The following is a 24,527-nucleotide window of genomic DNA, read 5'->3' on the forward strand; positions in this document are numbered from 1 at the left end:
GCGGCGGCGGCCCGATCGTGTTCCGCGATCGGGCTCCCCTCCGAGTCATGTCAGCCCGCGGTCACGCCCGCCGGCCGCAGCATGAAATTCAATTCCGGACCCTTACTCCCGATTCGGGTTCCGGCGAGCCGCGCGAAGTCCATCGCTTGGTAGTAGCCGACGTTGGCGTCCTTGCAGATGCCGCACAGGGCGCGCCCGTGGGCCTCGGACTCGGCGATGAGCCAGCGGGTCAGCGCCCGGCCGATGCCCGAACGCGGGACCGTGGGGTCCGCGCCCAGGTAGACCATGTAGTTGTGCGGCTCGGCGGGGGCGGAGCCGGCGATGGCGGCGTCCACCTCGATACCCCGGCGGGTGGCCGCCGGGCCCATGGCCCACAGCAGCTGTGGACCCGAAATCGCTTCCCGCAGAGCGGTATTGCGGAAGCCGTGGGGAATCCACAGCAAAGCGCCGACGATCACGCCGTCGATCTCGGCGACGATGGCCGCCTCGGCGGGCAGGTAGCGGTGCCGGACGAGGACGCGCAGCATGCCCGGCGTGCGCCGCGCGCGCACTTCCGGATCGGGGAAGACGTAGTCCTCGATCGGATCGTCGGACTCGAAGGCCAGGGCGATGACCCGGACGATGTCCTCGATGTCGGATTCGGTGGCGCGGCGAATGGTCGGTGTACCCGACTGAACCAAAACTGTCCCTTACGTTTTCGCGCCCGTCAGCGCCCGACTTCGATGACGGACAGTCCCTCGTCCCACTACTCGACGGTAACCTGAACGGCTACTGACCGGTAATGTACCCAACAGCTACTGAACATGCGACCGATTCACCTTGTGGCATAAAACGATTCGCCGGGAGATGGCCAAGCGCCTCCGGATGCCCTAAGGTTCGCGCGCACAAAATGCCACGCGCGAAACAGATATGGGTTCGTTTCATCCGGGTGTCCGGCCGAACCAATAGAGTGGAGAACGTGGCCGCACTTCTCACCCAAGGGCAGACCGGTGAACTGGGCGTCTCGGACATCACCGTGACGGTGCATTTCAGCGCGGGAGTCGATCTCGCCGCGCTGCTCCTGACCGATCGCGGTGCGGTACGTGATGATACCGACCTGATCTTCTACAACCAGCCCACCGGCCCCGGCATCCAGCTGGTGCCCGGGCAGCACGCCGTCGCCGTGAACCTGAGCGCCGTGCCGCCGGGCGTGGCCCATATTCGCATCGTGGTCAGCCTCGACGACCGCGACAGCCGCTTCGGCGACCATCCCGCCCCGCACATCGGCATCGCCGACGATCGCGGAAACCCGCTGTACGAGTACGTGATCGACGGCCTCGGCAACGAGACCACGGTGGCGGCGGTGGACCTGGACCGCGGCGACGACGGATGGTACGCCCGCGCGGTCGGCTTCGGCCACCCCCGCGGCTTCGCGGCGCTGGTCGCGGATCACGGTGTTTCCATCAGCAATTCGCCGCACGCGGCCCGCCCCGCCGCCCCGTCAATCGCGCCGGTCATGAAGTCCGGCGACACCGTGGCCCTGCGCCGGCAGGGCCAGGACCTGAGCTTCGTCAAGATGGGCCTGGGCTGGGATCCGGTGCACGTGCAGCACAAATGGGGTTCGCGGCCGGTCGAGATCGACCTGGACGCCTCGGCCCTGGTCTACGCCGGGCACGATCTGATCGACGCCGCCTACTACGGCCAGCTGGTCACCAAGGACGGCGCTATCCGGCACTCCGGCGACAACCTCACCGGTGAGGGCAAGGGCGACGACGAGACCATCACCGTGGACCTGACCCGGATCGGCCCGCAGGTCACCACCATCGTCTTCGTCATCACCTCCTATGCGGGCCACACCTTCGAACGGGTCCGGAACGCGTTCTGGCGCTTGACCGACGGCACCACCAGCACCGAGCTCACCCGCTCCAATCTGAGCTCGGGCGGCGCGCACACCGGCATGGTGGTGGCCAAGGTGCATCGCGAGGACGGCATCTGGAAGGTGTCGGCGCTGGGGCATCCGATCGAGGCCGGGCACCCGGTCGAAGCGGCCTCCCAGGTGGTCGGATTCCTGTGAGCGGGTTCAGTCCACGGTGATGAACCGGCCCAGCTGCGGCACCGCCTCGCCGGGGTGCTTGGCCTGGAAGCCCTCGCCGATGGCCTGTAGCTTCCATTCGCCGCCCGAGCGGAACACCTTCGCCATGGCGATGGCCGTGAACGGCATGCCGCCCGCCAGCGCGTAGCGGGCCAGCTCGGCCTGCGTGGTGTCGTCCACCAGCCGGCAGTAGGCATTGCTGACCTGCTCGAAGGTGTGGCCCTGGTAGGAGGTGACGATGAACAGCAGCGTATTCACGTGGCGCGGAATGCGACTCAGGTCGACCAGGATCACCTCGTCGTCCCCGGCCGCGCCCTCGCCGGTGAGATTGTCGCCGGAGTGCCGGATGGACCCGTCCTTCGAGATCAGCTGACCGTAGTAGGCCACGTCCACCAGGTGCCGGTCGGCGAACATGGCCACCCAGGCGTCCAGGTCGATGTTCGCCGCGCGGCGGCCGAACAGTCCGCCCTGTTTGGCCGGGTCCCAGCCCAGGCCCATGCGGATGCGGGTGAGCGCGACCCCGCCCTCCTTGCGGAGCGTGACGCGTTGCCCCTTGGACAGAGTCACCGGCTTGGCGCCCGAGAGCCCGCCCTCGGTGGGGTGCGGCGAATAGGGCGGCGGAGGTGGCGGCTGGGTGCGGTCGGCCGGCGTCGGCGGGACCGGGGGCGGAGTGATCGGCGGCGGAGCGATCGGCGGCGGGTAGGCCGAGGGCGGCGGCGGGGGAGCGACGGGCATCGGGGCGGGCCGCGGCGCGTCCTCGACCGTCACGCCGTGATCGCGGACCAAGGCGGCGAATCCGCCCGCGTACCCCTGCCCGACGGCCCGCACCTTCCAGGCGCCGTAGCGCCGGTACAGCTCGACCGCGATGACGATGGACTCGCTCTGCAGGTCCTCGATCTTGTACTCGTACAGCGCGTTCCCGCCCGGGTCGGAGACCACCGCGATGGGCGGGGCGATCCGCCCGAAGGTGGCCCCGGTCCCGTCGAGGGTGATGACCGCCCGGATCTGGGTGATCTCGGCGGGCACCTGCGCCAGTGAGACCGCCAGATCGGCGGGCTGCCCGGCCACGCCGTTGCGCAGGCGCACCCCCGGACCGGTCGGCTGGTTGTAGAACACGAAGTCGTTGTCCGAGCGCACTTTCCCCTGCTCGGTCACCAGCAGCGCGGACAATTCGGCGGTGGCCGCGACGCGGACGGAGACCACCACCTCCGCCGCGGCCAGTGCGCCGTTCTGACCCTTCACGAGTGTTGTGGACAAAACCGATCCTCCCGTATCGAAAACGCCCACCTGCCACTCTAGGAGACGGTTCGGCGCTCAGCAGGCGAGCTGGTCGGCCAGATCCAGGAAATCCACGGCATTGATATCGAACTCGGCGGAGAACTCGGCATCGGCGAGCGCGGGGTCGCCGTATTCGAGCGGCCGGGCCACGAACGCGGTCCGGAAACCGAGCTCGCGCGCGGCCCGGATGTCGTACTTGTGGCTGGCCACCATCATGATCTCCGACGGCTCCAGGCCCAGGTAGCGGGCGGCCAGGCCGTAGGTGCGCGGATCCGGCTTGAACGCGCCCACCATCTCGGCCGCGAAGACGGCGTGCCAGGGGAGGTCGCCGTGGCGCGTAATCTCCACCACCGCACTGACATCGGCATTGGATAGGGTCGCGAGGGTGAACGTCGCGCGCAGGCGGCGCAGGCCGGGGACGGTGTCGGGCCACGGATCCAGGCGCGCCCAGGCGCGGGCCAGTTCGTCGCGGGCGGCGGGCTTCAGGTCGATGCCCTCGACGTCGAGCAGCGGGTCGAGGGTCTTGCGGTAGATCGACGCCACACTGACCCACCCGCTGTCCGCGGGCTGCCGGGACGTCTCCGTGAAATAGGCCGCGCGCCAGTCGTTCACGAACTTTCCCCAGTCCTGGTCGGGGCTCAGCTCCCCGGCGGCCGCGACGGCGGCCCGCACGATGGTCGAGTGGAAGTCGGTGGTGGTTCCCTGGACATCGAACAGCAGTGCTCTCGGCCTCATCGCGTTCACGGCGAAAGCCTACGAGATCGGTTCTAGGCTGGCGGGCATGGAGATCGGTCGGGCCAGCAGAACAGCCTTGGCGACCGCGTACGCGCGCGCCTACCACCAGCTCTCGGGCGAACCACGGGTCTTCACCGATCCGCTGGCGGCGCGGATCGCGGGCGTTACCGCCGAGCGGATCGCCGATCTCGACACCGCGACCCTGGACCGGCCCGGCGGTCCGGACCCCCGGCAGCGGATCCGGCGCTACTTCCTCGCCGCCCGGGCTCGATTCGCCGAGGACGTGGTGGCGAGCGCGGTCGCGGCGGGAACCGGGCAGGTGGTGATTCTCGGCGCGGGGCTCGACACCTTCGGATACCGCAATCCGTATCCGGGACTGCGCGTGTTCGAGGTCGATCACCCGGACACCCAGACCTGGAAGCGCGACCGGCTCGCGCAGGCCGGGATCGACATTCCCGAGTCGCTCACCTTCGTGCCCGTCGACTTCGAAACCGACACGCTGGCAGCGGGTTTGGCCGCCGCCGGGTTCGATCGCGACCGGTCCGCGGTGTTCGTCTGGCTCGGCGTGGTCATGTACCTGACCCGGCCCGCCATCGAGGAGACCCTGCGCTTCATCGCCGGACAAGGACGGCCGGTGCACCTGGTCCTCGACTACTTGAGCAGCGGCACCACCGACGAGGAACGCGCGTCGGTCCGCGAGCGCGCGGCCCGGATCGCGGCCATCAGCGAGCCCTGGCTCAGCTACTTCGAGCACGAGGACATCGAGGCGCTGCTGCGGTCCTGCGGCTTCGACACCGTCGAGGCCCGGCCGCTGGCGGAGCTGTTCACCGACTACCTCGGCGAGCCGCTCGCGGGCCAGCCCGCCCGGAACCGGCCCGCGCCGCTGCTGCACGCCGCGGCCGGGGCGTGAGCCGCCGCGCCCACCCGTTTGCCCGGCATTTGCACTGGTAGCCCCGGTGCGGTGGCGCTCGACCGATGTATTGCCCGATCAGCTCCGGACCGGTATTCAGTTCGCTCGGGTGGGTACGCGAGTCGAGGCTTGAAGGTAGGAACCGGTGACCGTCGATCTTCCCGCGGCAGGCCGGGCACCGGGTCCCGGCGGCCGAAGACGGGTCCAGACGCTGCCGCGTCTGCTGGCCGCCGCGGTCGAGAGCAGACCGGACGGCATCGCCCTGCGCGCGGGCGGCCGCTCGCTCACCTATGCCCGGCTCGACGCGTACTCCACCCGGGTGGCCCGGCTGCTCATCGCCCGCGGACTCGGTCCCGGCGACCGCGTGGTGCTGGCGCTGCCGCGTTCGGCCGAGGCCGTCGTCGCGGTCTGGGCGGTCGCCAAATCCGGGGCGGCCTTCGTGCCCGTCGACCCCGCCTACCCGCCAGACCGGGTCGCGCACATGCTCGCCGACGCGGGCGCGGCCTGCGGACTCACCCTCACCGCCACCCGCGAGCGGCTCGGTGACGGGCTCGACTGGCTCGAACTCGATGCCCCGGACTGCCGCGCGGAACTGGCCGACATCTCGGCCGAACCGCTGCACTACACCGACCGCACCCGCCGAGTGCACGCCGACGACATCGCCTACGTCGTCTACACCTCCGGTTCGACGGGCCGCCCCAAGGGCGTCGCGGTCACCCACACCGGATTGGCCGGGCTCTGCGGCGAACTCACCCGCCGCTTCCGGGTCGACCCGGATTCCCGCACCCTGCACTTCGCGTCGCCCAGCTTCGACGCGGCCATCCTGGAACTCCTGCTGGCCGTCGGCTCGGCGGCCACGATGGTCGTCGCGCCCGCCGACTGCTACGGCGGCGGCGAACTCGCGCAGCTGCTGCGGGCCGAGCGGGTGACGCACGCTTTCATCACCCCGGCCGCGCTGGCCGGGATCGATGCCTCGAATTTGCCGGACCTCGCGGTAGTGGTGGCGGGCGGTGAGGAATGCCCGCCGGATCTGGTGGCCCGCTGGTCACCGGGGCGCGGGTTCTTCAATCTGTACGGACCCACCGAGACCACCGTCGCCGCGACCATCAGCGATCCGCTCACCAGCGCCGATACCGTCACCATCGGCGGACCGATACCCGGCGTGACCGCCCTGGTGCTCGACGCCCGGCTGCGGCCGGTGCCGACCGCCGTGGCCGGTGAGCTCTACCTGGCCGGGCCGGGGCTCGCGCGCGGCTATCACCGGCGGGCCGGGCTGACCGCCGCGCGCTTCGTGCCGCACCCGAACGGTAAGGGGGAGCGCATCTATCGCACCGGGGACATGGTGCGGTGGGTGCTCGACCGCGACGGTGTGCCGGGACTGCAATACCTGGGGCGCAACGACTCCCAGGTGCAGATCCGCGGCATCCGGGTGGAGCTGGACGAGGTCGACGCGGTGCTGTTCGCCCACGAATCCGTCGCCTTCGCGACCACGCTGGTGCGCCGGCTGCCCAGTGGCGTCGACGGGGCCGTGTCGTACGTGGTGCCCGTCCCCGGAGCCGATATCGATGCCGCGGCGCTGACCGACCATGCGCGGCACCATCTTCCGCGCCACGCGGTGCCGGCCGCCCTCACGGTGCTCGACCGCCTTCCGCTGACCCCATCCGGGAAGCTGGATCGCGACGCGTTGCCCGAGCCGGTATTCGCCGCCCGGCCGTACCGGCGGGCCCTGACCGCGACCGAGCGGGAGGTGGCCGCGGCCTTCACCGAGCTGCTCGGTGTCGCGCGAGTGGGCGCGGTCGACGACTTCTTCGACCTCGGCGGAAACTCGTTGCTCGCTACGAGATTGGCGGGACGACTCGGGGCCGGCCGGGCCGTCCGGGTGCCTGTGCTGCTGGTGTTCGAGCACTCGACGGTCGCCGCTCTGGCGGCGGCCATCGACGGGCTCGGCACCGGTGACCGGCCCGCACCGGCCGCGCGGTCGCGGCACGGGACGCGGGCTCCGCTGTCGCTCGCGCAGCAGCGCATGTGGTTCCTGGCGCGCTTGGATCCGGAGTCGGCGGTCTACAACATTCCGTTCGCGCTGCGCCTGACCGGGGAGCTCGACGTGGCCGCGCTCGTGTGCGCACTGAGGGACCTGGTCGAACGGCACGAGGCACTGCGGACCGTCTATCCCGAGGACGGTGGCGACGGGTATCAGGACATCCGCCCGGCGGACGCCGTGCCGATCGACCCGGTCGCGGCCGACGTGACCGAGTCCGGAGTGCGGAGCGAACTGATCGCCCTGGCGGGCACGGGATTCGACGTCACCACCGAGGTTCCGCTGCGACTGCGGCTGTTCCGGATCGCGGAGCAGGACCACGTGCTCGGGGTGGTCATCCACCATCTGTCCGCCGACGGCTTCTCCATGGTCCCCTTGACCCGCGACCTCATGACCGCCTACGCCGCCCGCACCCGGGGCGCCGCCCCGGACTGGACACCACTGCCGGTGCAATACGCCGACTACGCCGTCTGGCAGCGCGAATTGCTGGGCGCGGCCGATGATCCCGGCTCATCGCACGCCGAACAGCTCGGTCACTGGCGGACCGCGCTCACGGGGTTGCCGCCCCTGCTGGACCTGCCCGTCGACCGTCCCCGCCCGGCCGTCGCCTCGCATCGCGGTGCGGCACAGCATTTCCGGGTGGACGCTACCCTGCATCGGGCCTTGGCGGAGCTGGCCCGCGCCCGGGGCGTCTCGCTGTTCATGGTGGTGCACGCCGCGCTCGCGGTCGTCCTGGCGCGGCTGGCCGGGGTGGACGATGTGGCCGTGGGCGCGCCCGTGGCCGGCCGCGGGGAACCCGAACTCGACGATGTCGTGGGCATGTTCGTCAATACGCTGGTCCTGCGCACCCGCGTCGACCCGGCCGAGCGCTTCGCCGATCTGCTGGACCGGGTGCGTGACACCGACCTGGCCGCCTTCGCCCATGCCGAGCTGCCCTTCGAACGGCTGGTGGCCGCACTGGACCCACCCCGCACCCAGGCCCATCACCCGCTGTTCCAGGTGGCGCTGTCGTTCCAGGACTTCGGAGATCAGGTGCTGGGACTGCCAGGGCTCACCGTCACCGGAATCGATCTCGGTGAGGCGGTGTCACCGCTGGATCTCCAGCTCACCGTGGTGCCGCAGCAGGATGCCGAAGGTCCCGCGGGACTGCACTGTTCGTGGCGATACGCCACCGACCTGTTCGACGAGAGCACGATCGTCCGGCTCGGCGGGCGGGTTGTCGCCGTGCTGGCCGCCATCGCCGCCGATCCGCACGCGCCCGTCGGCGACCTGCCCTGCACCGATCCTGCCGAACTCGCGGCCCTGCCGACGACGGGTCCGCGGCGCGAGGTGTCGCAGACCTTCCTGTTCAGCGGCTTCGCCGATCGGGCGGCGCGCACTCCCGAAGCGGTCGCGGTGACAGGTGACCGCACCGCGCTGACGTACGGCGAACTCTTCGAGTGGTCGAACCGGTTGGCGCGCAAGCTGATCGCATCGGGTGTCGGACCCGGCACCGTGGTCGGCGCGGCCGTGCGGCCCGGACCCGATCTCGTGATCTGTCTCTACGCCATCGTGCAGGCGGGCGGCGCGTACTTTCCGATCGATCCCGACCAGCCCGCCGAACGCACCGCCGACCTGCTCGCCACGGCGGAGCCCGTCTGCGTCGTGACCGCCGATCTCGTGAATGCCCCCGAGCTGGAGAGCTTCTCGCCCGCGCCGATCACCGACGCCGTCCGGTCGCGGCCACTGCACGAACAGGACCTCGCGTACCTGCTGTTCACCTCCGGGTCCACGGGCCGCCCGAAAGGCGTCGGCATCTCGCACGCCGCCATGGCCAACCACATCGCCTTCCTCACCACCGAATACGCGCTGTCCGAACGCGATACCTACATCCAGCTGGTGTCGAGCACCTTCGACGCCTCGCTCATCGGCTACACCGCCCCGCTCGCGGTGGGCGGTCGCCTGGTGATCCCGTCGCCCGCCCGCCGCACCGATCCGGACCACCTGGCCGACCTGCTGATCCGGCACCGGGTGACGGCTTTCCTCACGGTGCCGTCCCTGCTGCGGGCGCTGCTGGAGTTCGCACCCGACGGCGCGCTGTCGGGCTTGCGGGTGGTGTGCGTCGGCGGCGAGCCCCTGCCCGCCGAGCTGATCGCGCGGTTCCGGGCAGCGAGCCCGGCCCGGTTGCACAACCTCTACGGGCCCACCGAGGCGACGATCTCCATCACCGGCACCGACGTCACCGACCACGACGGCGGCCCGATCTCCATCGGTGCGCCGCACTGGAATTCCCGCGCCTACGTGCTCGACGCCCGACTGCACCCGGTGCCACCGGGCACGCCCGGGGAACTGTACGTCGCGGGTGCGCAGCTCGCCCGCGGCTACCTCGGACGCCCCGCGGGCACCGCCGGCCGCTTCGTCACCGACCCCTTCGGCGGTGCGGGGGAGCGCATGTACCGCACCGGTGACCTGGTCCGCCGCACCCGCGATGGGGGACTGGAATACTTGGGCCGCACCGACTTACAGCTCAAACTGCGGGGTCAACGGCTGGAACCGGGGGAGGTGGAGGCCGCGCTGCGCGCGCACCCGGAGGTGGCCGAAGCCGTGGTCACTATCCGCCGGGACCGGCTCGTCGGATACCTGCGCGCCGTCACCGGTCGCACTCCGTGCCCGGAGGAAGTTCTGGCCGCGGCCCGAAAGCTGCTGCCCGGCTACATGATTCCCTCGGACCTCGTCATTCTGGATGCCTTCCCGCTCGGCTCGACGGGCAAGCTGGACCGCGCCGCCCTCCCCGACCCGGAACCGTCGTCGCGGATGTACACCGCGCCGGAAACGGCCGACGAGCACGCGGTCGCGGACGTCTTCGGCGCCGAACTGTGTGTCGAGCGGGTCGGACGTGACGACGACTTCTTCGCCCTGGGCGGAAACTCTCTGTCCGCCATCCGGGTTCGCGCCGCCCTGGCCGGCCGGCTCGGCTTTCCGGTGTCCCTCACGGACCTGTTCGCCCACCCGCGCGTCCGCGACCTGGCCGCCGCGCTACGGGCGGAGACAACCGTGGCCGGCGGCGGGCCGGACCCGGTGGCGGACGCCGTGCTGGATGTCCGGATCACCGCGGCCGGTCTCGCCCCCCGGCGTCCGGGCTCGCGGTCGGCGGTACTGCTCACCGGCGCAACGGGTTTCCTCGGCAGTTTCCTGCTCCGGGAGCTGCTCGAACGAACCTCCGCCACCGTCCACTGCCTCACCCGCGCACCCGGCGTACTCGAGGTCCGCCGTCGCATCGTCGCCAATGCCGACCGCTTCGGCATCGACCTCGTCCCGCATATGGATCGAATAGTGCCTGTCCCCGGTGATCTCGCGCAGCCCGGCCTCGGCCTGAGCACGAACGAGTTCGCCGACCTGGCCGAGCGGATCGACGCGATCTACCACAACGGCGCGCTGGTCAACCACCTCGAGCCGTACGCCCGCATGCGCGCCGCCAATGTCACCGGCACCGCCGAGATCCTCCGGCTGGCCGCCACCCACCAGGCCACACCGGTCCACTTCATCTCGACGGCCTCGATCTCGAACGGCCCGCTCCCGGACGGCGTGCCCGGCTATATCGCCACGAAATGGGTGGGGGAACAGCTGGTTCGAGCCGCCGCCGAGCGTGGTGTTCCGGTCCGCGTCTACCGCCCCGGCCTCATCACCGGTGATTCCCGGTGCGGCGCGGCCGGGGCCGACGACGCCTGGTGGACGATGCTGCGCGCCATGCTGGTCCTCGGTCTCGCCCCCGAGCTACCCGATGCCGAGGTCGCCATGGTGCCCGTCGATCAGGTCGCCGCCGCGATCGTCTCCGCCGCCCGGAAACCGGCCGAACCCGGTGACGTCGAGACCGTCACCCTGCTGCCGGTCCGGACAGTGTCCCTCGCCACCGTTCGAGACGAAATCCTCTATCACGGTTACCGTCTCGCCCCGGTGGCTCCGGCGGACTTCGCCACGGCCCTGCTCACGGCGGCCGAACGGCCGGACGCGGACCCCCGTTTGGTGCGCGCCGCCGCCCTCAGCGTCAACTATTCGGCCGAGGTCACCGGAACGGCCGCGCGCGATCCCCGTTCGGCCTGTCCCGGAGTCGATCGCCCCATCCTGGCCCGCTACCTCGACTACTACATGAAGACCGGTTTCCTGCCCCCGCCATGACCATTCGCCAGTCGGCGGGCAGGTGCAGCTTGGTGTAGAACTCGCCGGGGGTGCTGGACCGAGGCGACCAGGAACGGGTCCAGTTCCTCGATGACCACGGCGCGCTGACAGGGCTCACTATACAGGTGACTAGTCCGTTACCAATGTGCCATTGACAACTGGCACATTGAATCGCGATGCTGGGCCCATGAGGACGAGGTCAATGGCGACCTTCCCGCCGACGGCGGTCCCCACCCGGGCGGCGACGCGGACGCGAGTCGCGGCCGCGGCGTCGGTGGTGGGGGTACGCCAGGTCAATGGGTGGTTGCCGAACAATCGAATCGGGATCGCGGCCGGGCGCGCGCTCATCGCCGCGATCATGGCGGCGGGCGGCCCCGCCCCGGCGGGGACCTCGGTCACCCCGGTCCGCTCCGGCGGCGTGCGCGGCGAATGGGTCCGGGCCGCCGGTGTGCGGCACGGCGATCGGGCCATCTACTACCTGCACGGCAGCGGCTACGTGGTGTGCTCGGCCAAGACCCATCGCGGACTCGCGGCCCGGCTGTCCAAGGCTACCGGGCTGCCGGTGTTCGTGCTGGACTACCGGCTCGCGCCCGAGCATCCGTTCCCCGCGGCCGCCGACGACGCCGCGGCGGGCTACCGGTGGCTGCTCGAACACGGCTATCGCGCAGGCGATCTGGTGATCGGCGGCGACTCGGCGGGCTGTCATCTGACCCTGGACCTGTTGCTGCAGAACGCGATCGACGGCACCGCGCAGCCCGCGGGCGCCTTCATGTTCTCGCCGCTCATGGATCCCACCCTGACCCTCGCCGAACGCCGCGACCGGGTGCTGCCCGATCCCATGGCCCCGGCCCGCACCGGGCGGCGGCTCATCGAGCTGTACACCGCCGCCGAGCCCGCGGATTCGCCGCGGCTGAAGCTGACCATTCCGGCCGGGACCGTGCTGCCGCCGCTGTTCGTGCAGGCCGGCGCGGGGGAGATGCTCGCCGACGACGCCCGCCACCTGCGCGATATGGCCGCCGCGGCCGGCGTGCCGTGCGAACTGGAACTGTGGCCCGGGCGCATCCACGTCTTCCAGGCCCTGCCGTTGCTGGTGCCCGAGGCCGGGCCCGCCCTGCGGAGCGCCGCCGGGTTCGTGACCTCGGCACTGGCGCAATCGGATTCGACTCCAGGAAAGCGGGTGGGCTGACATGTGGCCGATCGACGAGGTGATCTTCGCACTGGGCGGCAAGCGCCGCTCCCATCGCGCCAAGGCCGTGGTGACCGGCGCGGGCAGCGGGATCGGGCGCGCGTTCGCGCTCGAGATCGCCGCGCGCGGCGGTGAGGTCGTGTGCGCGGACATCGACAAGGACCGCGCCGACGAGACGGTGCGGCTCATCGAGCGCACCCGCGGACGCACGGCGCACGCGGCGTTCTGTGATGTGTCCCGGCGCCAGGATGTGGAGAGCCTGGCCCTGCACGCGGAACTGCTGTTCGGCGGCGCGCCCACCCTGGTGATCAACAACGCGGGTGTCGGAATCGGTGGAAAACCAGTGGGCGACATCGGGTTCGGTGACTGGGAATGGGCGCTGGGCATCAACCTGTGGGGTGTCGTGCACGGCTGCGAGATCTTCGCACCCCAGCTGCGGGCGGCCGGCCGCGGCGGCATCATCAATGTGGCCTCGGCCGCGGGCTTCGCGGCCGCACCCGGCATGGCCGCCTACAACGTCTCCAAGGCGGCGGTGGTGTCGCTGTCGGAGACCATGGCTGCCGAACTGGCGGGCAGCGGGGTCGCGGTGACCGCGCTGTGCCCGACCTTCGTGCGCACCAATGTGGTGACCGACGGCCGGATCACCTCGGGCTCCTCCCGATTGGCGGACGGGCTGATGCGCTGGACCGGGTTCTCGCCCGAGTCGGTGGCGCGCACCACCCTCGACGCCCACGATCGGGGCGCGCTGTACGTGCTGCCGCAGCTGGACGCCCGCGTGGTCTGGCACCTCAAGCGGCACTTCCCGGCCCTCTACACCCAAGCCCTCGGCGTCCTGAATCGCGTCCTGCCGCAGCAGGATGCGGCGGCGACCGGGACGAATCTCCAGAAGACAGGAGTCTGACATGTCTGCGAAAACCATCTCCTTCGACTTCGACAACATGCTGGCCAAGATCAAGTCCAAGCAGTGGGCGCTGGCCGACATCGATTGGGACGCACCGGGCGCCGAGCTCATCGACCCGGCCCTGCACGCCAAGCTGAAGCCGTTCATGGCCGATCTCATGTGGATCGAGAACGTCGGCGCGCGCGGCTTCGCCGCCATGGCCAAGAAGGCCCCGACCCCCGCGCTGGCCGAGATCTACCGCTACTTCCACGCCGAGGAACAGCGGCACGCCAATGCCGAACTCGCCCTCATGCGCCGCTGGGGCATGCTCGAGGGCGACGAGATCCCCGAGCCCAATATCAATGTCAAGCTGGTCATCGACTTCCTGGACAAGTACTCCGACGGCATGTCGCTGTCCTTCCTGGGCACCGTCATCCCCATGCTCGAGGTGGCCCTCGACGGCGCGCTGATCAAGTTCGTCACCGACGAGATCGCCGACCCGGTCGCCCAGGAGGTCTTCAAGAAGATCAACAACGACGAATCCCGGCACCTGGCCACCGATTACGCGGTCATGGAGCTGCTCGGCCACGCCGGCTCCCGCAAGCTGGCCATCGACCTGGTGGGCGGCTGGATCAAGCCGTCGCTGTTCATCGGACTGCTCAGCTACATCCCGCTGCTGAACAAGATGCGCGACAACATCGTCGACATGGGCGTGAGCGAGGAGAAGCTCTACGCCGCCATGGCCCGCTTCAAGCAGGTCGGTGAGCGCGCGCCGATCGTGAACCGGCTGCCCATGTACCGGATCGTCAAGATGCATTCCGACTGGGTCGTCAACCGCGAGCACCCGTATCACCTGTTCGCGGACGTCATGGTCAAGGTCACCGGGGCCATCCCGGACCGCCTGCTGCCCACGCAGCCGACCTGGTCCAAGGAACTCACCTACGAGCCCGTCGCATGAACGCCGTGACCAAGCCACTGGACGTGGCGATCATCGGGGCCGGATTCGCGGGCATCGGCGCGGCCATCCGCCTGCGGCAGAAGGGGATCGCCGACTTCGCGGTCTTCGAGCGCGGCGACCGGGTCGGCGGCACCTGGCGCGACAACACCTATCCGGGCGCGGCCTGCGACATTCCGTCGCGGCTGTACTCCTACAGCTTCGCGCCCAACCCGGACTGGTCGCGGACCTACTCCGGCAGCGCCGAGATCCTCGGCTACATCGACACCATGGTCGCGGATTCGGGCATCGCCCCGCACCTGCGCTTCGGGCACACCGTGACCGGCATCGTGTTCGACGACGAGACCGGGCTGTGGACGCTGTCGTTCGGGGCCGGGCGGCGAAAAATGCGGGCGCGCACCGTGATCCTCGCCTCCGGCCCGCTGTCCAATGCCGGGTTCCCGGATATCGCGGGCATCGACGACTACGAGGGCCACAAGATCCACAGCGCCCGCTGGGATCACGACTACGACTTCACCGGCAAGAAGGTGGCCGTGGTCGGCACCGGCGCCAGCGCCGTGCAGATCATCCCGGAGCTGGTGAAACAGGCCGCCTCGGTGAAGGTCTTCCAGCGCACGCCCGGCTGGGTGCTGCCGCGGGTCAACCGGCGCACCAACGGCCTCACCAAACAGGTGTACCGGCAGCTGCCGGTCACCCAGTCGCTGGCCCGGGAAGCCTGGTTCTGGGGCCACGAGTCGGTGGCGCTGGGCGTGGTGTGGAATACGCCGCTGACCCGGGTCGTCGAATCGGTCGCCCTGATGCATCTGCGGTCCCAGGTGCGTGATCCGTGGCTGCGGCGGCAGCTCACCCCCGATTTCCGGGCAGGCTGCAAGCGGCTGTTGATGAGCAGCGAGTACTACCCGGCCCTGCAGGCCGACAACTGCAAGCTCATCACCTGGCCGATCGCGGGACTGTCCCCGCACGGCATCCGCACCGCCGAGGGCATCGAGCACCGCTTCGACTGCATCGTGTTCGCGACCGGGTTCGAGGTGTCCAAGCAGGGCTCGCCGATTCCGGTGACCGGGCGCGGCGGCCGGGTGCTGGCCGACGAATGGCGCGGCGGCGCATACGCGTTCAAGAGCGTCACGGTGGCCGGATACCCCAACCTGTTCCTCACCTTCGGGCCGAACTCCGGGCCGGGCCACAATTCGGCGCTGGTCTACATGGAGGCGCAGATCGAATACCTCACCGACGCCATCAAGATCGTGCTCGACCGCGGGCTGCGCACGCTCGAGGCCCGGCGGGATCGGCAGGACCGCTACAACCGCGGCCTGCAGCGCCGGTTGACCGCCACCACCTGGAACTCGGGGTGCAGCAGCTGGTATCTCACCGAGGACGGGTTCAACGCCACCATGTACCCGGGATTCGGCAGCCAGTACGCGCGGCAGCTGGCCAGGGTGGATCTGGCGGATTTCCACCTGCGCTAGTGTTCAGAACGGCTGCGCCGAAGTTCCGGCGGAGCCAGGGGGTCGCCGGCGGAAGGGACGGGAACAGAACGAATGGCGGAGTACCGCATCGACGATCTCGCCCAGGCCGCCGGCACCACGACGCGCAATGTGCGCGCCTATCAGGAGAAGGGGCTGCTGCCCACGCCCACCCGCCGCAGCGGGCGCGCGCTCATCTACGACGACACCCACCTGGCCCGGCTGCGCATCATCGACGCGCTGCTGCAACGCGGGTTCACCATCGCCCACATCGCCGACTTCATCACCAGCTGGGAGACCGGCAAGGATCTCACCGAGATCCTCGGGCTGCAGAGCGCGGTCACCGACAGCTGGGGCAAAGCCGAAGAGCCGGTGGCGATCCCGCGCGAACTGGTGGACACCTTCTTCGGCGACACCGAGGAGCACCAGGTCGACTCCGACCAGCTGGCCCGGCTCGAACAGCTCGGCATGGTGCGGCTGCGCGACGAGACCGTCGAGCTCACCCGGCCCGAACTGCTCGGCATCTTCGCCGATCTCAGCTCCTACGGATTCCGGCTGCCCGAACTCATCGATCTGCACAGCGCCATCGCCGAGCGGCTCGAATCCATCGCCCGGCTGATGGTGGTGGCGGCCAAGGACCGCATCGAGTCCGCGCACGGACCCGGATGGCTGCCCGAGACCGACGCCGAGATCGCCGAAACCACCGGAATGCTCAACCATTTCCGGGAACTCGGGACCCGCTCGGTCCGCGACAGCCTCGATCAAGCGCTCGACAAGGTGCTGCACGCCGAACTCGGGGCGTACCTGGAGACGGCCGCCCGCCGCCGCGCGCAGGACTGATCAGCACAGGGCTGGATCAGTCACCACAGCTGGATCGAGTCACCGAAAGCTGGATCGAGTCACCGCAGGGCGGCGCGGGCGCCGGCCGCCTCGAGCTTGATCCGGGCGGCCTCGGCGGCGTCCTTGTCGACCTTCTCCAGCACCGCCTTCGGCGCGGCCTCGACCAGGTCCTTGGCCTCCTTGAGACCCAGCCCCGGGATGATCTCCCGCATGGCCTTGATGACCTGAATCTTCCTGTCCCCGAAGGATTCCAGAACGAGATCGAATTCGTCCTGTTCGTCGGCCGCCTCCGCCGGAGCCGAATCCGCGGCGACTTGGACAGCCACGGGAGGCGCGGCGCTGACGCCGAACTCTTCCTCGAACGCCTTCAGGAACTCCGAAAGTTCCAGCAGCGTCATCCCTTTGAACACGTCGAGCAATTCGACGACGGTCATCTTGGCCATGATGTAACCCCTTGCAACGCTGACCAGGCGATACAAGTAATTCTAAGCGCTGGGGACCGCCAAGGTCATCAGATATTCGCGCTCCCCGCGTGTCAGCGGGCGTGGCGCGCCGTCGGCGATGGCGACCAGGGTGGAAGTCGCGTACAGATAAAGGAATTCGCCGTCGCGCACCTCGTGCCGCAGGGTGAACGACGTGGTACCGAGCTTCTCCACCGCGGAGGTGACGGTCACCGGCGCGGCCCGGAAGACCAGCGGCATGCGATAGCTCAGCCGCTGACCCGCCACCACCACGCGCCACGGACCGCCGTTGGAGTCGTAGCGGTCCAGCAGATCCGCGCGCGCCTCGTCGAGGTACTGGGCGAAGACCACATTGTTGAGATGCTGCTGCGCGTCCATATCGGTGCGGCGCAACTGGATGTCGTAGGTGTGCATCAGGCCTCCAGATCCTTCAGGAGCACGCGCTGGTCCTCGGGCAGCGCGCGGGACCGCTGGGTCTCCTGGTCGAAGGCGACCATCGTGCACACCGCCGTCGAATACACCACGTCGTCGTCGCGGATCTCCTGCTCCAACACGAACGAGGAGGTGCCGACCCGGCTCACCCAGGTCTCGATCCGCACCGGATCGGGCCGATACCGCAGCGGCGTCAGATAGTCGATATCCATCTGCGCGACCACGTTCGCCCCGCCGAATCCCTTCTTCCAGAACAGATCGATCCGGGATTCCTCGAGGTAGCGCAAATGCGCGGCATTGTGCACGTGCCCGTCGGCGTCCATATCGGACCACCGCAGCGGGCACTGGAAAAGGTGTCGGGCCACCCCGCATTCATATCAAGCGGGCGGGGCCGGCAACCTCGCGGCCATCGTCGCGATGGCCGAATTTGCAAGAGTCGTGTCGTTGACGCCGTCGCCCGCGGGCCGCAGGCTGAGGGCATGCGGGTGGTGCTGATCGTGGTGTTCGACGGGTTCCAGCTGACCGATCTGGCCGGGCCCGCGGACGTCTTCTCCGGGGCCGCCGCCCTGCTCGGCGACGGTGGCGGCTACCGGGTCGAACTGGCCGCGGCGCAGGCCGGTCCGGTGCGGTCCTCGTGCGGCATCGAGGTGACCGCGCGGCACGGGCTCGACACCTGGACCGGGCCGCTGGACCTGCTGCTGGTGGTGGGCGGGCTGGCCTTCTGGGCGGCGTCCGGCGACGCCGAACTGGTGGCCGGGATCCGCCGGGTGGCCGCGGTGGCCGACCGGGTGGGCTCGGTCTGCTCGGGCACCTTCCTGCTGGCCCGCGCCGGACTCCTGGACGGCCGCCGCGCCACCACGCACTGGGCGGGCGGCGAGCTTCTGGCCCAGCAGTTCCCGGCCATCACCACCGAACCCGACCGCATCTACGTGCGCGACGGCCCGATCTGGACCTCGGCCGGGGTGACCGCGGGCATCGATCTGGCCCTGGCCATCGTGGCCGCCGACCACGGACCCGAACTGGCCCGCGAAGTGGCGCGCTGGATGGTGGTGTACCTGCACCGGCCCGGCGGGCAGAGCCAGTTCAGCGCGCCGCTCACCGGTAACCCGCCCCGGCGCGATCCGCTGCGTGAACTCCAGGTGTGGATGGAGGAGCATCCGGCCGCGGACCTGTCGCTGCCCGCGCTGGCCCTGCGGGTCGGTATGAGCACGCGGCACTTCTCCCGCGTCTTCGTCGGCGAGACCGGGACCACGCCCGCCCGCTACGTGGAGCGGGTGCGGATCGCTGCCGCCCGGCGGCTGCTCGAGACCACCGACCAGCCCATGGACCGGGTCGCCGCCGCGGTCGGATTGAGCAGCCCCGAGACCCTGTACCGAATCTTCCACCGCCACCTGGGCATTCCCCCGGGCGAGTACCGCGCCCGATTCAAGAACTCCGAAGGAGAGCGTGTCTCATGACATTCCAGATCGCCATCGTGCTCTATCCCGGCATGACAGTGCTCGACGTGGTCGGACCGTACGAGGTGCTGCGCGGCATCCCCGACAGCGAGATCCGTTTCGTCGCAGGGGAAGTCGGCCCGGTGGTGGCCGACAGCGGCGTGCTTGCGCTGGGCGCGACCCACACCTTCGCCGAGACGCCCGCACCCGATCTGGTGCTCGTCGGCGGCGGGGAACAGGGCACCACCGGCGCGATGGCCGACCGGGAGCTCATCGACTGGCTGCGGGCGGTGCACCCGAAGACGCAGTGGACCACCTCGGTCTGCACCGGATCGCTGATCCTGGCCGCCGCCGACATCCTGCGTGGACAGCCCGCCACCACCCACTGGCTGGGCCAGCCCGCGCTCGCGCCCTTCGGCGCCGAATCGCGTCCGCACGACCGCATCGTGCACAGCGGCAAGATCGTCACCGCCGCGGGCGTTTCCGCCGGCATCGATCTCGGGCTGTGGCTGGTCGGCCGGATCGCGGGGGAGGAGCGGGCGCAGATGACCCAGCTCTACATCGAGTACGATCCGCACCCGCCGTACGACACCGGCCACCCCGACAAGGCGAGCGCCGACCTGCTACGCAAGACGCGACTGCTCGCCACCAAACGATCGGCCAAGCCGCGGGTGCCGCTGGAGGTGGCCACCGCCCTGTGGCGGCTGACCCTCAACCGCATGCGGGATCGGGCCGCCGCCACACGCTGAATTCCCGTACCGTCGGAAGGGTGACCGAGCTGCTCGGCGATCACTTCTTCGCCAATCCGCATGCGTACTACCGGCTTTGGCGCGAGGACGGGCCGGTGCTGCGGGTGCGGTTCGGGGACGGCGTGGAACGCTGGCTCGTCATCGGCTACGAGGAGGCCCGCGCCGCGCTCGCGGATCCGCGGCTGCGCAAGGACATCGACCTCCTGGAATCGGTGATCGCCCGCAAGCGCACCGGGCCCTGGGAGGGGCCCCGCACCCACGACGGGCTGCGGCACATGCTCAATGCCGACCCGCCCGACCACACCCGGCTGCGGCGGGCGGTCTCGCAGGCGTTCACCGCGCGGCGGGTGGCGGCGCTGCAACCGGTCATCGAGAAGACCGCGCGAGAACTGCTGGACGCCATGGCCGATCACGACGAAGTGGATCTGCTGCGGGCCTTCGCCGTGCCGCTGCCGGTCGCGATCATCTGCCACCTGCTGGATGTGGACATCGAGGACCAGGGCACCTTCCGGGAATGGACCAAGGCGCTGGTCGGCACCCTGGAACCCGGCGTGGACCCGGCCCGGGCGCACGACGAGATGGTGGCCTTCCTGCGGAACCTGCTGCGGCGCAAACGGGCCGAGCCGGGCGAGGACCTGCTCTCGGCGCTGGTGACCGACGCCGACGCCCGCCTCGACGAGGGCGAACTGATCGGCATGGCACTGCTGCTCCTGGTCGCCGGGCACGAGACCACGGTGAACCTGATCGGCAACGGCATGCTGGCGCTGCTGCGCGACCGGCCCTGGCTGGACCGGCTGCGCGCGGCGCCGGAGCTGATCCCGGCGGCCGTCGAGGAATTCCTGCGCTTCGACGGGCCGGTCGATCTGGCCACCCTGCGGTTCACCGCCGAGCCGATCACGGTAGGCGACACCATCATTCCCGCGGGCGAACTGGTCCTGGTGGCCCTGGCCGCCGGCAACCGGGACCCGGGCCACTTCACCGACCCGCACCGCCTCGACCCGCTGGCCGAGCACGGCGCGCACCTGGGCTTCGGTCACGGCGTCCACTACTGCGTCGGCGCGCCGCTGGCCCGGCTCGAGGCCCGGGTCGCGTTCACCCAGCTGCTCGACCGGTTCCCCGACATCGAACTGGCCGTGCACGATTCGGAGCTGCGCTGGCATCCGAACCCGGTGATCCGCGGCCTGAAGCGACTGCCGGTGCGACTGCGGACGTGAATCCGTGGCCCGCGGTGTGGCTAGCTCAGAGTCTTCAACGCCGCGCCGTCGTACGGCTTCAGCTCGTCGAGCCGCCCCGCCAAGACCTTGGCCGCCCACTCCGGGTCCTGGAGCAGGGCTCGGCCGACGGCGACCAGATCGAATTCGTCACGCTCCAGCCGATCGAGCAGGTTGTCGAGGCTGCCGAGTTCGGCGCCCATGCCGGCGAACGCGCGCAGGAACTCGCCGTCGAGGCCGACCGAACCGACGGTGATGGTGGTCTTGCCGGTGAGTTTCTTGGTCCAGCCGGCCAGGTTCAGGTCCGAGTCCTCGAATTCCGGCAGCCAGTAGCGGCGCGTCGACGCATGGAAAGCATCGACGCCGGCCGCGGCGAGCGGGGTCAGGATGGCTTCCAGCTCCTGCGGAGTCTCGGCGAGCCGCGCGTCGTAGGCGTCCTGCTTCCACTGCGAGTAGCGGAAGATGATCGGGAATTCGGGCGAGACGACCTCCCGGACCGCCGCCACGATCTCGGCCGCGAACGTGGTGCGCGCCACGGCATCGCCGCCGTAGGCGTCGGTGCGGCGGTTCGTCCGTGCCCACAGGAACTGGTCCAGCAGATAGCCGTGAGCGCCGTGCAGTTCGACGCCGTCGAAGCCGATGCGTTCGGCGGCCGCGGCGGCCTCGGCGAAAGCGCCGATGACGTCGTCCAGATCTTGTCGGTTCATCGCGTTGCCGGTGCCCTCGGTGCCGTCGACGCGGATACCGGACGGGCCGACGGCGGGAGCCTCGGTGAAGGGTCCGTCGCCCTGGTTGCGAACCATGCCGATGTGCCACAGCTGCGGCACGATCGTGCCGCCCGCGGCGTGCACGTCCGCGGCCACCTGCGCCCACCCGGCCAGCTGCTCTTCACCGTGGAAGCGCGGCACCCGATCGCTCTGACCGGCCGAATCGTGGCCGACATAGGTTCCTTCGGTGACGATCAGTCCGACGCCGGCGGCGGCGCGGCGGGCGTAGTAGGAGCGCACATCGTCCCCGGGAACGCCACCGGGAGAGAACATGCGCGTCATCGGCGCCATCACGATGCGATTCGGAACGGTCAGTCCGTTCAGCGTGACGGGCCGAGACAGGACCTGAGCCGTGCGGGCGGCGTCGGACGTGGTGACGGTCACGGAACTCTCCTCATGGTTACTTGCCAACCTAGATGGTTGAGAACTTCAAGCATTGCGATAGACGCTAGTGGTGAATATTTGAGATCGTCAAGTTTCTGTGGATAGGCTTGTTCATATGACAGAAGGTCCCCGCGTCGACACCGCTCAGCTCATGGAGCTGCTCTCGGTGTCGCTCGGCGCCTACTACGGCGACTTCACCCTCGCCGCGGCGAGCGAGAACCTCACCGCGATCCAGGGCAAGGCGCTGACCGTGCTGCGCCACGGCCCGATCGCGATGCGCGCCCTGGCCGAGATCATGACCTGCGACGCCTCCAACGTGACGGGCATCATCGACCGGCTCGAGAAGCGCGGTCTCGTGCGCCGCGAGGTCAGCGCATCGGATCGGCGCGTCACGAACCTCGTCATCACGGCCGAGGGCGAGCGACTCGCCGAGACCATCCGGGCGAAGATGCACACCACCCGAGAGGGCCTGGACAACCTCGACGCCGAGGACCGGGACCGCCTGTACGCCTTGCTGAAACGGGTCTTCATCGCCCGGCCCGCCGCTCGGCCGGAGTGACCTGCGACAGCACGCGTTGAGCGATGAGACGGTGCCGCCTCAGCGGAGAGACGGTACCGCGCGAGCGATGAATTTCGGTCGGTGGCGAGGTCTATATCTCTGAACAGACGTTCGAATCATTCATCGAGTCAGAAGAGTTGATCTTTCATGACCGTATTCGCCATCTACGGGGCCACCGGTCACACCGGTCGCCTCGTCGCCGCCGATCTCATCGCACGGGGGAAGGACGTCGTGGTGTCCGGGCGCGATCCGGAAGCCCTGGCCGCCCTGGGGCATTCGCGGGTCATGCCCGCCGCGCTCGACGATCCGGCGGCGCTGCGTGCGCTGGCCGAGGCCGCGGACGTGATCATCCACTGCGCCGGACCCTTCGCCACCACCGGATTGCCCGTGGCCACCGCCGCCGTCGAGGGAGGCTGCCACTACGTCGACCACGCCGTGGAGGTGCACCACGTGAAGCGGCTGTTCGACGACTTCACCGAACCCGCGCAGCGGGCCGGGGTCACCCTGCTGCCGAGTGTGAGTTTCTATGGGGGACTGGGTGATCTGCTCGCCGGGGCGGTCGCGCGCGCGGCATCGGACATCGACCGGATCACGGTGGCCTACCACGTCACCAACTGGATGATGACCCACGGCGCGGTGGAGACCGCGCGACTGCTGTTCGCCGACACCGACCGCATCGGCTACGAGGACGGGCAGCCTCGATACGGATTCGTGGAACCGCGGCAGGCGATCTTCGCGTTCCCACCGCCGGTCGGGCCGCGGCCCATGATCGCGCCGGTGCCGTTCCCCGAGGCCGTCACCGTGCCCCGGCACACCCGCACGAAAGCGGTTGAGGCGCAACTGACCGCGCACACCTTCGCCGAGGATCAGGCCTTCACCAGCGAGCAAGTCGATCCGGCCGCCCGCGCCGACAGCCGATTCATGATCGCCGCCCAGGTGCTCGCGTCCAGTGGCTCGGCGTCCGGGACCCTGACCGGGCGAGACCTGTGGTCGGCGGCCGCGCTGGCCTCGGTGGAGGCGGCGGTGCGGCTCACCGACGGCGCCGTCAAGAGCGGAGTCGCCAGTCCCGCCGAGGCTTTCGAGGCCGTCGGCTTCCTGCGGGATCTCGCCACGCGCGGGGCCTTCGAACTCCGGTTGCCGGAACAAGCGTGAGGAGCGCGACCATGGAACCGATTCTCGTCACCGGCGCGGCCGGAGGCAGTCAGGGCGGCACCGGCCGTCGCGTCGCCGAGACCCTGGTACGCGCGGGCCTGCCGGTACGCGCCTTCGTGCACCGCGACGACGGCCGCGCGGCCGAGCTGAAGGACCTGGGCGCGGAGGTGGTCACGGGCGATCTGCGCGAGATCAGCGCCGTGACACCCGCTCTCCAAGGCGTGCGCCGGGCCTACTTCACCTACCCGGTGACCGCCGGAATGCTCGACGCCACCGCGGTTCTCGCGGCCGCCGGGAAGCAGGCCGGGCTGGAGCGGGTGGTCGCCACCTCCCAGCTCGGCTCCGATCCGCAGGCGGGCACCCCGCACATGCGGCGGCACTGGGTGGCCGAACAGGTCCTCGACAATGCCGGGATCGGCGCGGTGCACCTGCGGGCCGCGGTGTTCTTCGAGAACCTGCGGGTGGCCATCGGAGACCGGGGTGAACTGGCGCTGCCGCTCGGCTCGCGCGACACCGTGCTGCCGCTCATCGCGGGCGCGGACGTGGCGGGCGTCGGGGCCGGGGTGCTGCGCACCGAGGGCCCGGTGGATCCGGTGCTGTGGCTGGCCGGGGAGATCATGACCGTCGGCGAGGCCGCCGACCTACTCGGCGTCCCTTACCGGAACGTGGATCCGGCCGAATGGTCCGCATGGGCCATGACGGTGTACCGCGACGAAGTGGCGGTGGAACACCTGACCCACCTGTGGACCATGTTCGCGGCCATCGGCTCGGGGCACGAGCTGTTCCGGGTCACCGAATCCATCGAGCGCTTCACCGGGCGGCCGCCGATCACCCTGCGGGAGTTCACCGCCGGGGCCTGAGGCCG

The 24,527-nt window shown here is 70.0% G+C and carries 21 protein-coding genes; 14 read left to right on the forward strand and 7 right to left on the reverse strand.

Going from position 1 to position 24,527, the window contains the following annotated elements; all coding sequences use genetic code 11:
- Positions 1-50: 50 nt before the first annotated feature.
- Complete coding sequence (locus ABZ412_RS32345; RefSeq protein WP_357287936.1) at positions 51-680, reverse strand: GNAT family N-acetyltransferase; 630 nt, start codon at positions 678-680, stop codon at positions 51-53.
- A gap of 278 nt (positions 681-958) precedes the next feature.
- On the opposite strand from ABZ412_RS32345, the gene ABZ412_RS32350 reads away from it, so the two are divergent.
- Positions 959-2,053, forward strand: coding sequence for a TerD family protein (locus ABZ412_RS32350; RefSeq protein ID WP_357287939.1), 1,095 nt, complete (start codon positions 959-961; stop codon positions 2,051-2,053).
- Positions 2,054-2,059: 6 nt separating this feature from the next.
- Here the strand turns inward: ABZ412_RS32350 and ABZ412_RS32355 are convergent, their stop codons facing one another.
- Both ABZ412_RS32355 and ABZ412_RS32360 read right to left on the reverse strand, forming a co-directional pair.
- The gene (locus ABZ412_RS32355) at positions 2,060-3,328 is read right to left on the reverse strand and encodes a TerD family protein (protein WP_357287942.1); all 1,269 of its coding nucleotides are present in this window, start codon (positions 3,326-3,328) and stop codon (positions 2,060-2,062) included.
- Positions 3,329-3,385: 57 nt separating this feature from the next.
- A complete protein-coding gene (locus ABZ412_RS32360; protein ID WP_357288076.1) occupies positions 3,386-4,084 on the reverse strand; it encodes a haloacid dehalogenase type II in 699 nt (232 codons plus the stop codon).
- 46 nt (positions 4,085-4,130) lie between these two features.
- Between ABZ412_RS32360 and ABZ412_RS32365 the strand changes: the two genes are divergently transcribed.
- From ABZ412_RS32365 to ABZ412_RS32395, 7 genes are all read left to right on the forward strand, one after another.
- Positions 4,131-4,994, forward strand: coding sequence for a class I SAM-dependent methyltransferase (locus ABZ412_RS32365; RefSeq protein WP_357287945.1), 864 nt, complete (start codon positions 4,131-4,133; stop codon positions 4,992-4,994).
- 145 nt (positions 4,995-5,139) lie between these two features.
- Positions 5,140-11,187, forward strand: coding sequence for an amino acid adenylation domain-containing protein (locus tag ABZ412_RS32370; protein ID WP_357287948.1), 6,048 nt, complete (start codon positions 5,140-5,142; stop codon positions 11,185-11,187).
- 187 nt (positions 11,188-11,374) lie between these two features.
- Entirely contained in the window at positions 11,375-12,373 is a 999-nt protein-coding gene (locus ABZ412_RS32375; protein ID WP_357287950.1) for an alpha/beta hydrolase, read from the forward strand.
- 1 nt (position 12,374) lies between these two features.
- Positions 12,375-13,274 carry an SDR family NAD(P)-dependent oxidoreductase gene (locus ABZ412_RS32380; RefSeq protein WP_357287953.1) on the forward strand — a complete coding sequence of 300 codons (900 nt, stop codon included), beginning with the start codon at positions 12,375-12,377 and terminating at the stop codon, positions 13,272-13,274.
- Positions 13,275-13,290: 16 nt separating this feature from the next.
- Entirely contained in the window at positions 13,291-14,211 is a 921-nt protein-coding gene (locus ABZ412_RS32385; RefSeq protein WP_357288079.1) for a ferritin-like domain-containing protein, read from the forward strand.
- Positions 14,208-15,674, forward strand: a complete 1,467-nt coding sequence (locus tag ABZ412_RS32390) for an NAD(P)/FAD-dependent oxidoreductase (protein ID WP_357287956.1) — start codon at positions 14,208-14,210, stop codon at positions 15,672-15,674. The genes ABZ412_RS32385 and ABZ412_RS32390 overlap by 4 nt, the downstream gene beginning before the upstream one ends.
- Before the next feature lie 72 nt (positions 15,675-15,746).
- The gene (locus tag ABZ412_RS32395) at positions 15,747-16,511 is read left to right on the forward strand and encodes a MerR family transcriptional regulator (protein WP_357287959.1); all 765 of its coding nucleotides are present in this window, start codon (positions 15,747-15,749) and stop codon (positions 16,509-16,511) included.
- A gap of 59 nt (positions 16,512-16,570) precedes the next feature.
- On the opposite strand, the gene rplL is transcribed toward ABZ412_RS32395, so the two are convergent.
- The 3 genes from rplL to ABZ412_RS32410 are packed head-to-tail and all read right to left on the reverse strand — an operon-like array spanning position 16,571 to position 17,769.
- Positions 16,571-16,954, reverse strand: coding sequence for a 50S ribosomal protein L7/L12 (gene rplL / locus ABZ412_RS32400; RefSeq protein ID WP_357287961.1), 384 nt, complete (start codon positions 16,952-16,954; stop codon positions 16,571-16,573).
- A gap of 42 nt (positions 16,955-16,996) precedes the next feature.
- Positions 16,997-17,386, reverse strand: a complete 390-nt coding sequence (locus tag ABZ412_RS32405; protein ID WP_357287963.1) for a hotdog domain-containing protein — start codon at positions 17,384-17,386, stop codon at positions 16,997-16,999.
- Positions 17,386-17,769, reverse strand: a complete 384-nt coding sequence (locus ABZ412_RS32410) for a thioesterase family protein (protein WP_357287965.1) — start codon at positions 17,767-17,769, stop codon at positions 17,386-17,388. Before ABZ412_RS32410 ends, ABZ412_RS32405 begins: the two co-directional genes overlap by 1 nt.
- Positions 17,770-17,883: 114 nt before the next feature.
- On the opposite strand from ABZ412_RS32410, the gene ABZ412_RS32415 reads away from it, so the two are divergent.
- From ABZ412_RS32415 to ABZ412_RS32425, 3 genes are read left to right on the forward strand one after another with little or no spacing between them, the layout of a single operon-like run.
- Positions 17,884-18,861, forward strand: a complete 978-nt coding sequence (locus ABZ412_RS32415) for a GlxA family transcriptional regulator (protein WP_357287967.1) — start codon at positions 17,884-17,886, stop codon at positions 18,859-18,861.
- The gene (locus ABZ412_RS32420) at positions 18,858-19,589 is read left to right on the forward strand and encodes a DJ-1/PfpI family protein (protein ID WP_357287969.1); all 732 of its coding nucleotides are present in this window, start codon (positions 18,858-18,860) and stop codon (positions 19,587-19,589) included. Before ABZ412_RS32415 ends, ABZ412_RS32420 begins: the two co-directional genes overlap by 4 nt.
- A 20-nt stretch (positions 19,590-19,609) precedes the next feature.
- Positions 19,610-20,803, forward strand: coding sequence for a cytochrome P450 (locus ABZ412_RS32425; protein ID WP_357287970.1), 1,194 nt, complete (start codon positions 19,610-19,612; stop codon positions 20,801-20,803).
- A gap of 20 nt (positions 20,804-20,823) precedes the next feature.
- Here the strand turns inward: ABZ412_RS32425 and ABZ412_RS32430 are convergent, their stop codons facing one another.
- The gene (locus ABZ412_RS32430) at positions 20,824-21,951 is read right to left on the reverse strand and encodes an NADH:flavin oxidoreductase (RefSeq protein ID WP_357287972.1); all 1,128 of its coding nucleotides are present in this window, start codon (positions 21,949-21,951) and stop codon (positions 20,824-20,826) included.
- Positions 21,952-22,066: 115 nt separating this feature from the next.
- Here ABZ412_RS32430 and ABZ412_RS32435 point away from each other — a divergent pair, with 115 nt between their 5' ends.
- The 3 genes from ABZ412_RS32435 (at position 22,067) to ABZ412_RS32445 (ending at position 24,522) form a co-directional block, all read left to right on the forward strand.
- Entirely contained in the window at positions 22,067-22,510 is a 444-nt protein-coding gene (locus ABZ412_RS32435) for a MarR family transcriptional regulator (protein WP_357287974.1), read from the forward strand.
- A 147-nt stretch (positions 22,511-22,657) separates the two neighbouring features.
- Positions 22,658-23,662, forward strand: coding sequence for a saccharopine dehydrogenase NADP-binding domain-containing protein (locus ABZ412_RS32440; protein WP_357287977.1), 1,005 nt, complete (start codon positions 22,658-22,660; stop codon positions 23,660-23,662).
- Positions 23,663-23,673: 11 nt separating this feature from the next.
- Positions 23,674-24,522 carry an NAD(P)H-binding protein gene (locus ABZ412_RS32445; RefSeq protein WP_357287979.1) on the forward strand — a complete coding sequence of 283 codons (849 nt, stop codon included), beginning with the start codon at positions 23,674-23,676 and terminating at the stop codon, positions 24,520-24,522.
- Positions 24,523-24,527: the final 5 nt, after the last annotated feature.

The sequence above is a fragment of the Nocardia sp. NPDC005746 genome (assembly GCF_040630785.1).
GTDB lineage: Bacteria > Actinomycetota > Actinomycetes > Mycobacteriales > Mycobacteriaceae > Nocardia.

What these genes read in the sequence shown, in the direction of transcription:
- ABZ412_RS32360 (WP_357288076.1), bottom strand. Translation starts at nt 4,084, where the DNA reads ATGAGGCCGAGAGCACTGCTGTTCGATGTCCAGGGAACCACCACCGAC.
- ABZ412_RS32365 (WP_357287945.1), top strand. Translation starts at nt 4,131, where the DNA reads ATGGAGATCGGTCGGGCCAGCAGAACAGCCTTGGCGACCGCGTACGCG.
- ABZ412_RS32375 (WP_357287950.1), top strand. Translation starts at nt 11,375, where the DNA reads ATGAGGACGAGGTCAATGGCGACCTTCCCGCCGACGGCGGTCCCCACC.
- ABZ412_RS32380 (WP_357287953.1), top strand. Translation starts at nt 12,375, where the DNA reads ATGTGGCCGATCGACGAGGTGATCTTCGCACTGGGCGGCAAGCGCCGC.
- ABZ412_RS32390 (WP_357287956.1), top strand. Translation starts at nt 14,208, where the DNA reads ATGAACGCCGTGACCAAGCCACTGGACGTGGCGATCATCGGGGCCGGA.
- ABZ412_RS32395 (WP_357287959.1), top strand. Translation starts at nt 15,747, where the DNA reads ATGGCGGAGTACCGCATCGACGATCTCGCCCAGGCCGCCGGCACCACG.
- rplL (WP_357287961.1), bottom strand. Translation starts at nt 16,954, where the DNA reads ATGGCCAAGATGACCGTCGTCGAATTGCTCGACGTGTTCAAAGGGATG.
- ABZ412_RS32405 (WP_357287963.1), bottom strand. Translation starts at nt 17,386, where the DNA reads ATGCACACCTACGACATCCAGTTGCGCCGCACCGATATGGACGCGCAG.
- ABZ412_RS32415 (WP_357287967.1), top strand. Translation starts at nt 17,884, where the DNA reads ATGCGGGTGGTGCTGATCGTGGTGTTCGACGGGTTCCAGCTGACCGAT.
- ABZ412_RS32420 (WP_357287969.1), top strand. Translation starts at nt 18,858, where the DNA reads ATGACATTCCAGATCGCCATCGTGCTCTATCCCGGCATGACAGTGCTC.
- ABZ412_RS32435 (WP_357287974.1), top strand. Translation starts at nt 22,067, where the DNA reads ATGACAGAAGGTCCCCGCGTCGACACCGCTCAGCTCATGGAGCTGCTC.
- ABZ412_RS32440 (WP_357287977.1), top strand. Translation starts at nt 22,658, where the DNA reads ATGACCGTATTCGCCATCTACGGGGCCACCGGTCACACCGGTCGCCTC.
- ABZ412_RS32445 (WP_357287979.1), top strand. Translation starts at nt 23,674, where the DNA reads ATGGAACCGATTCTCGTCACCGGCGCGGCCGGAGGCAGTCAGGGCGGC.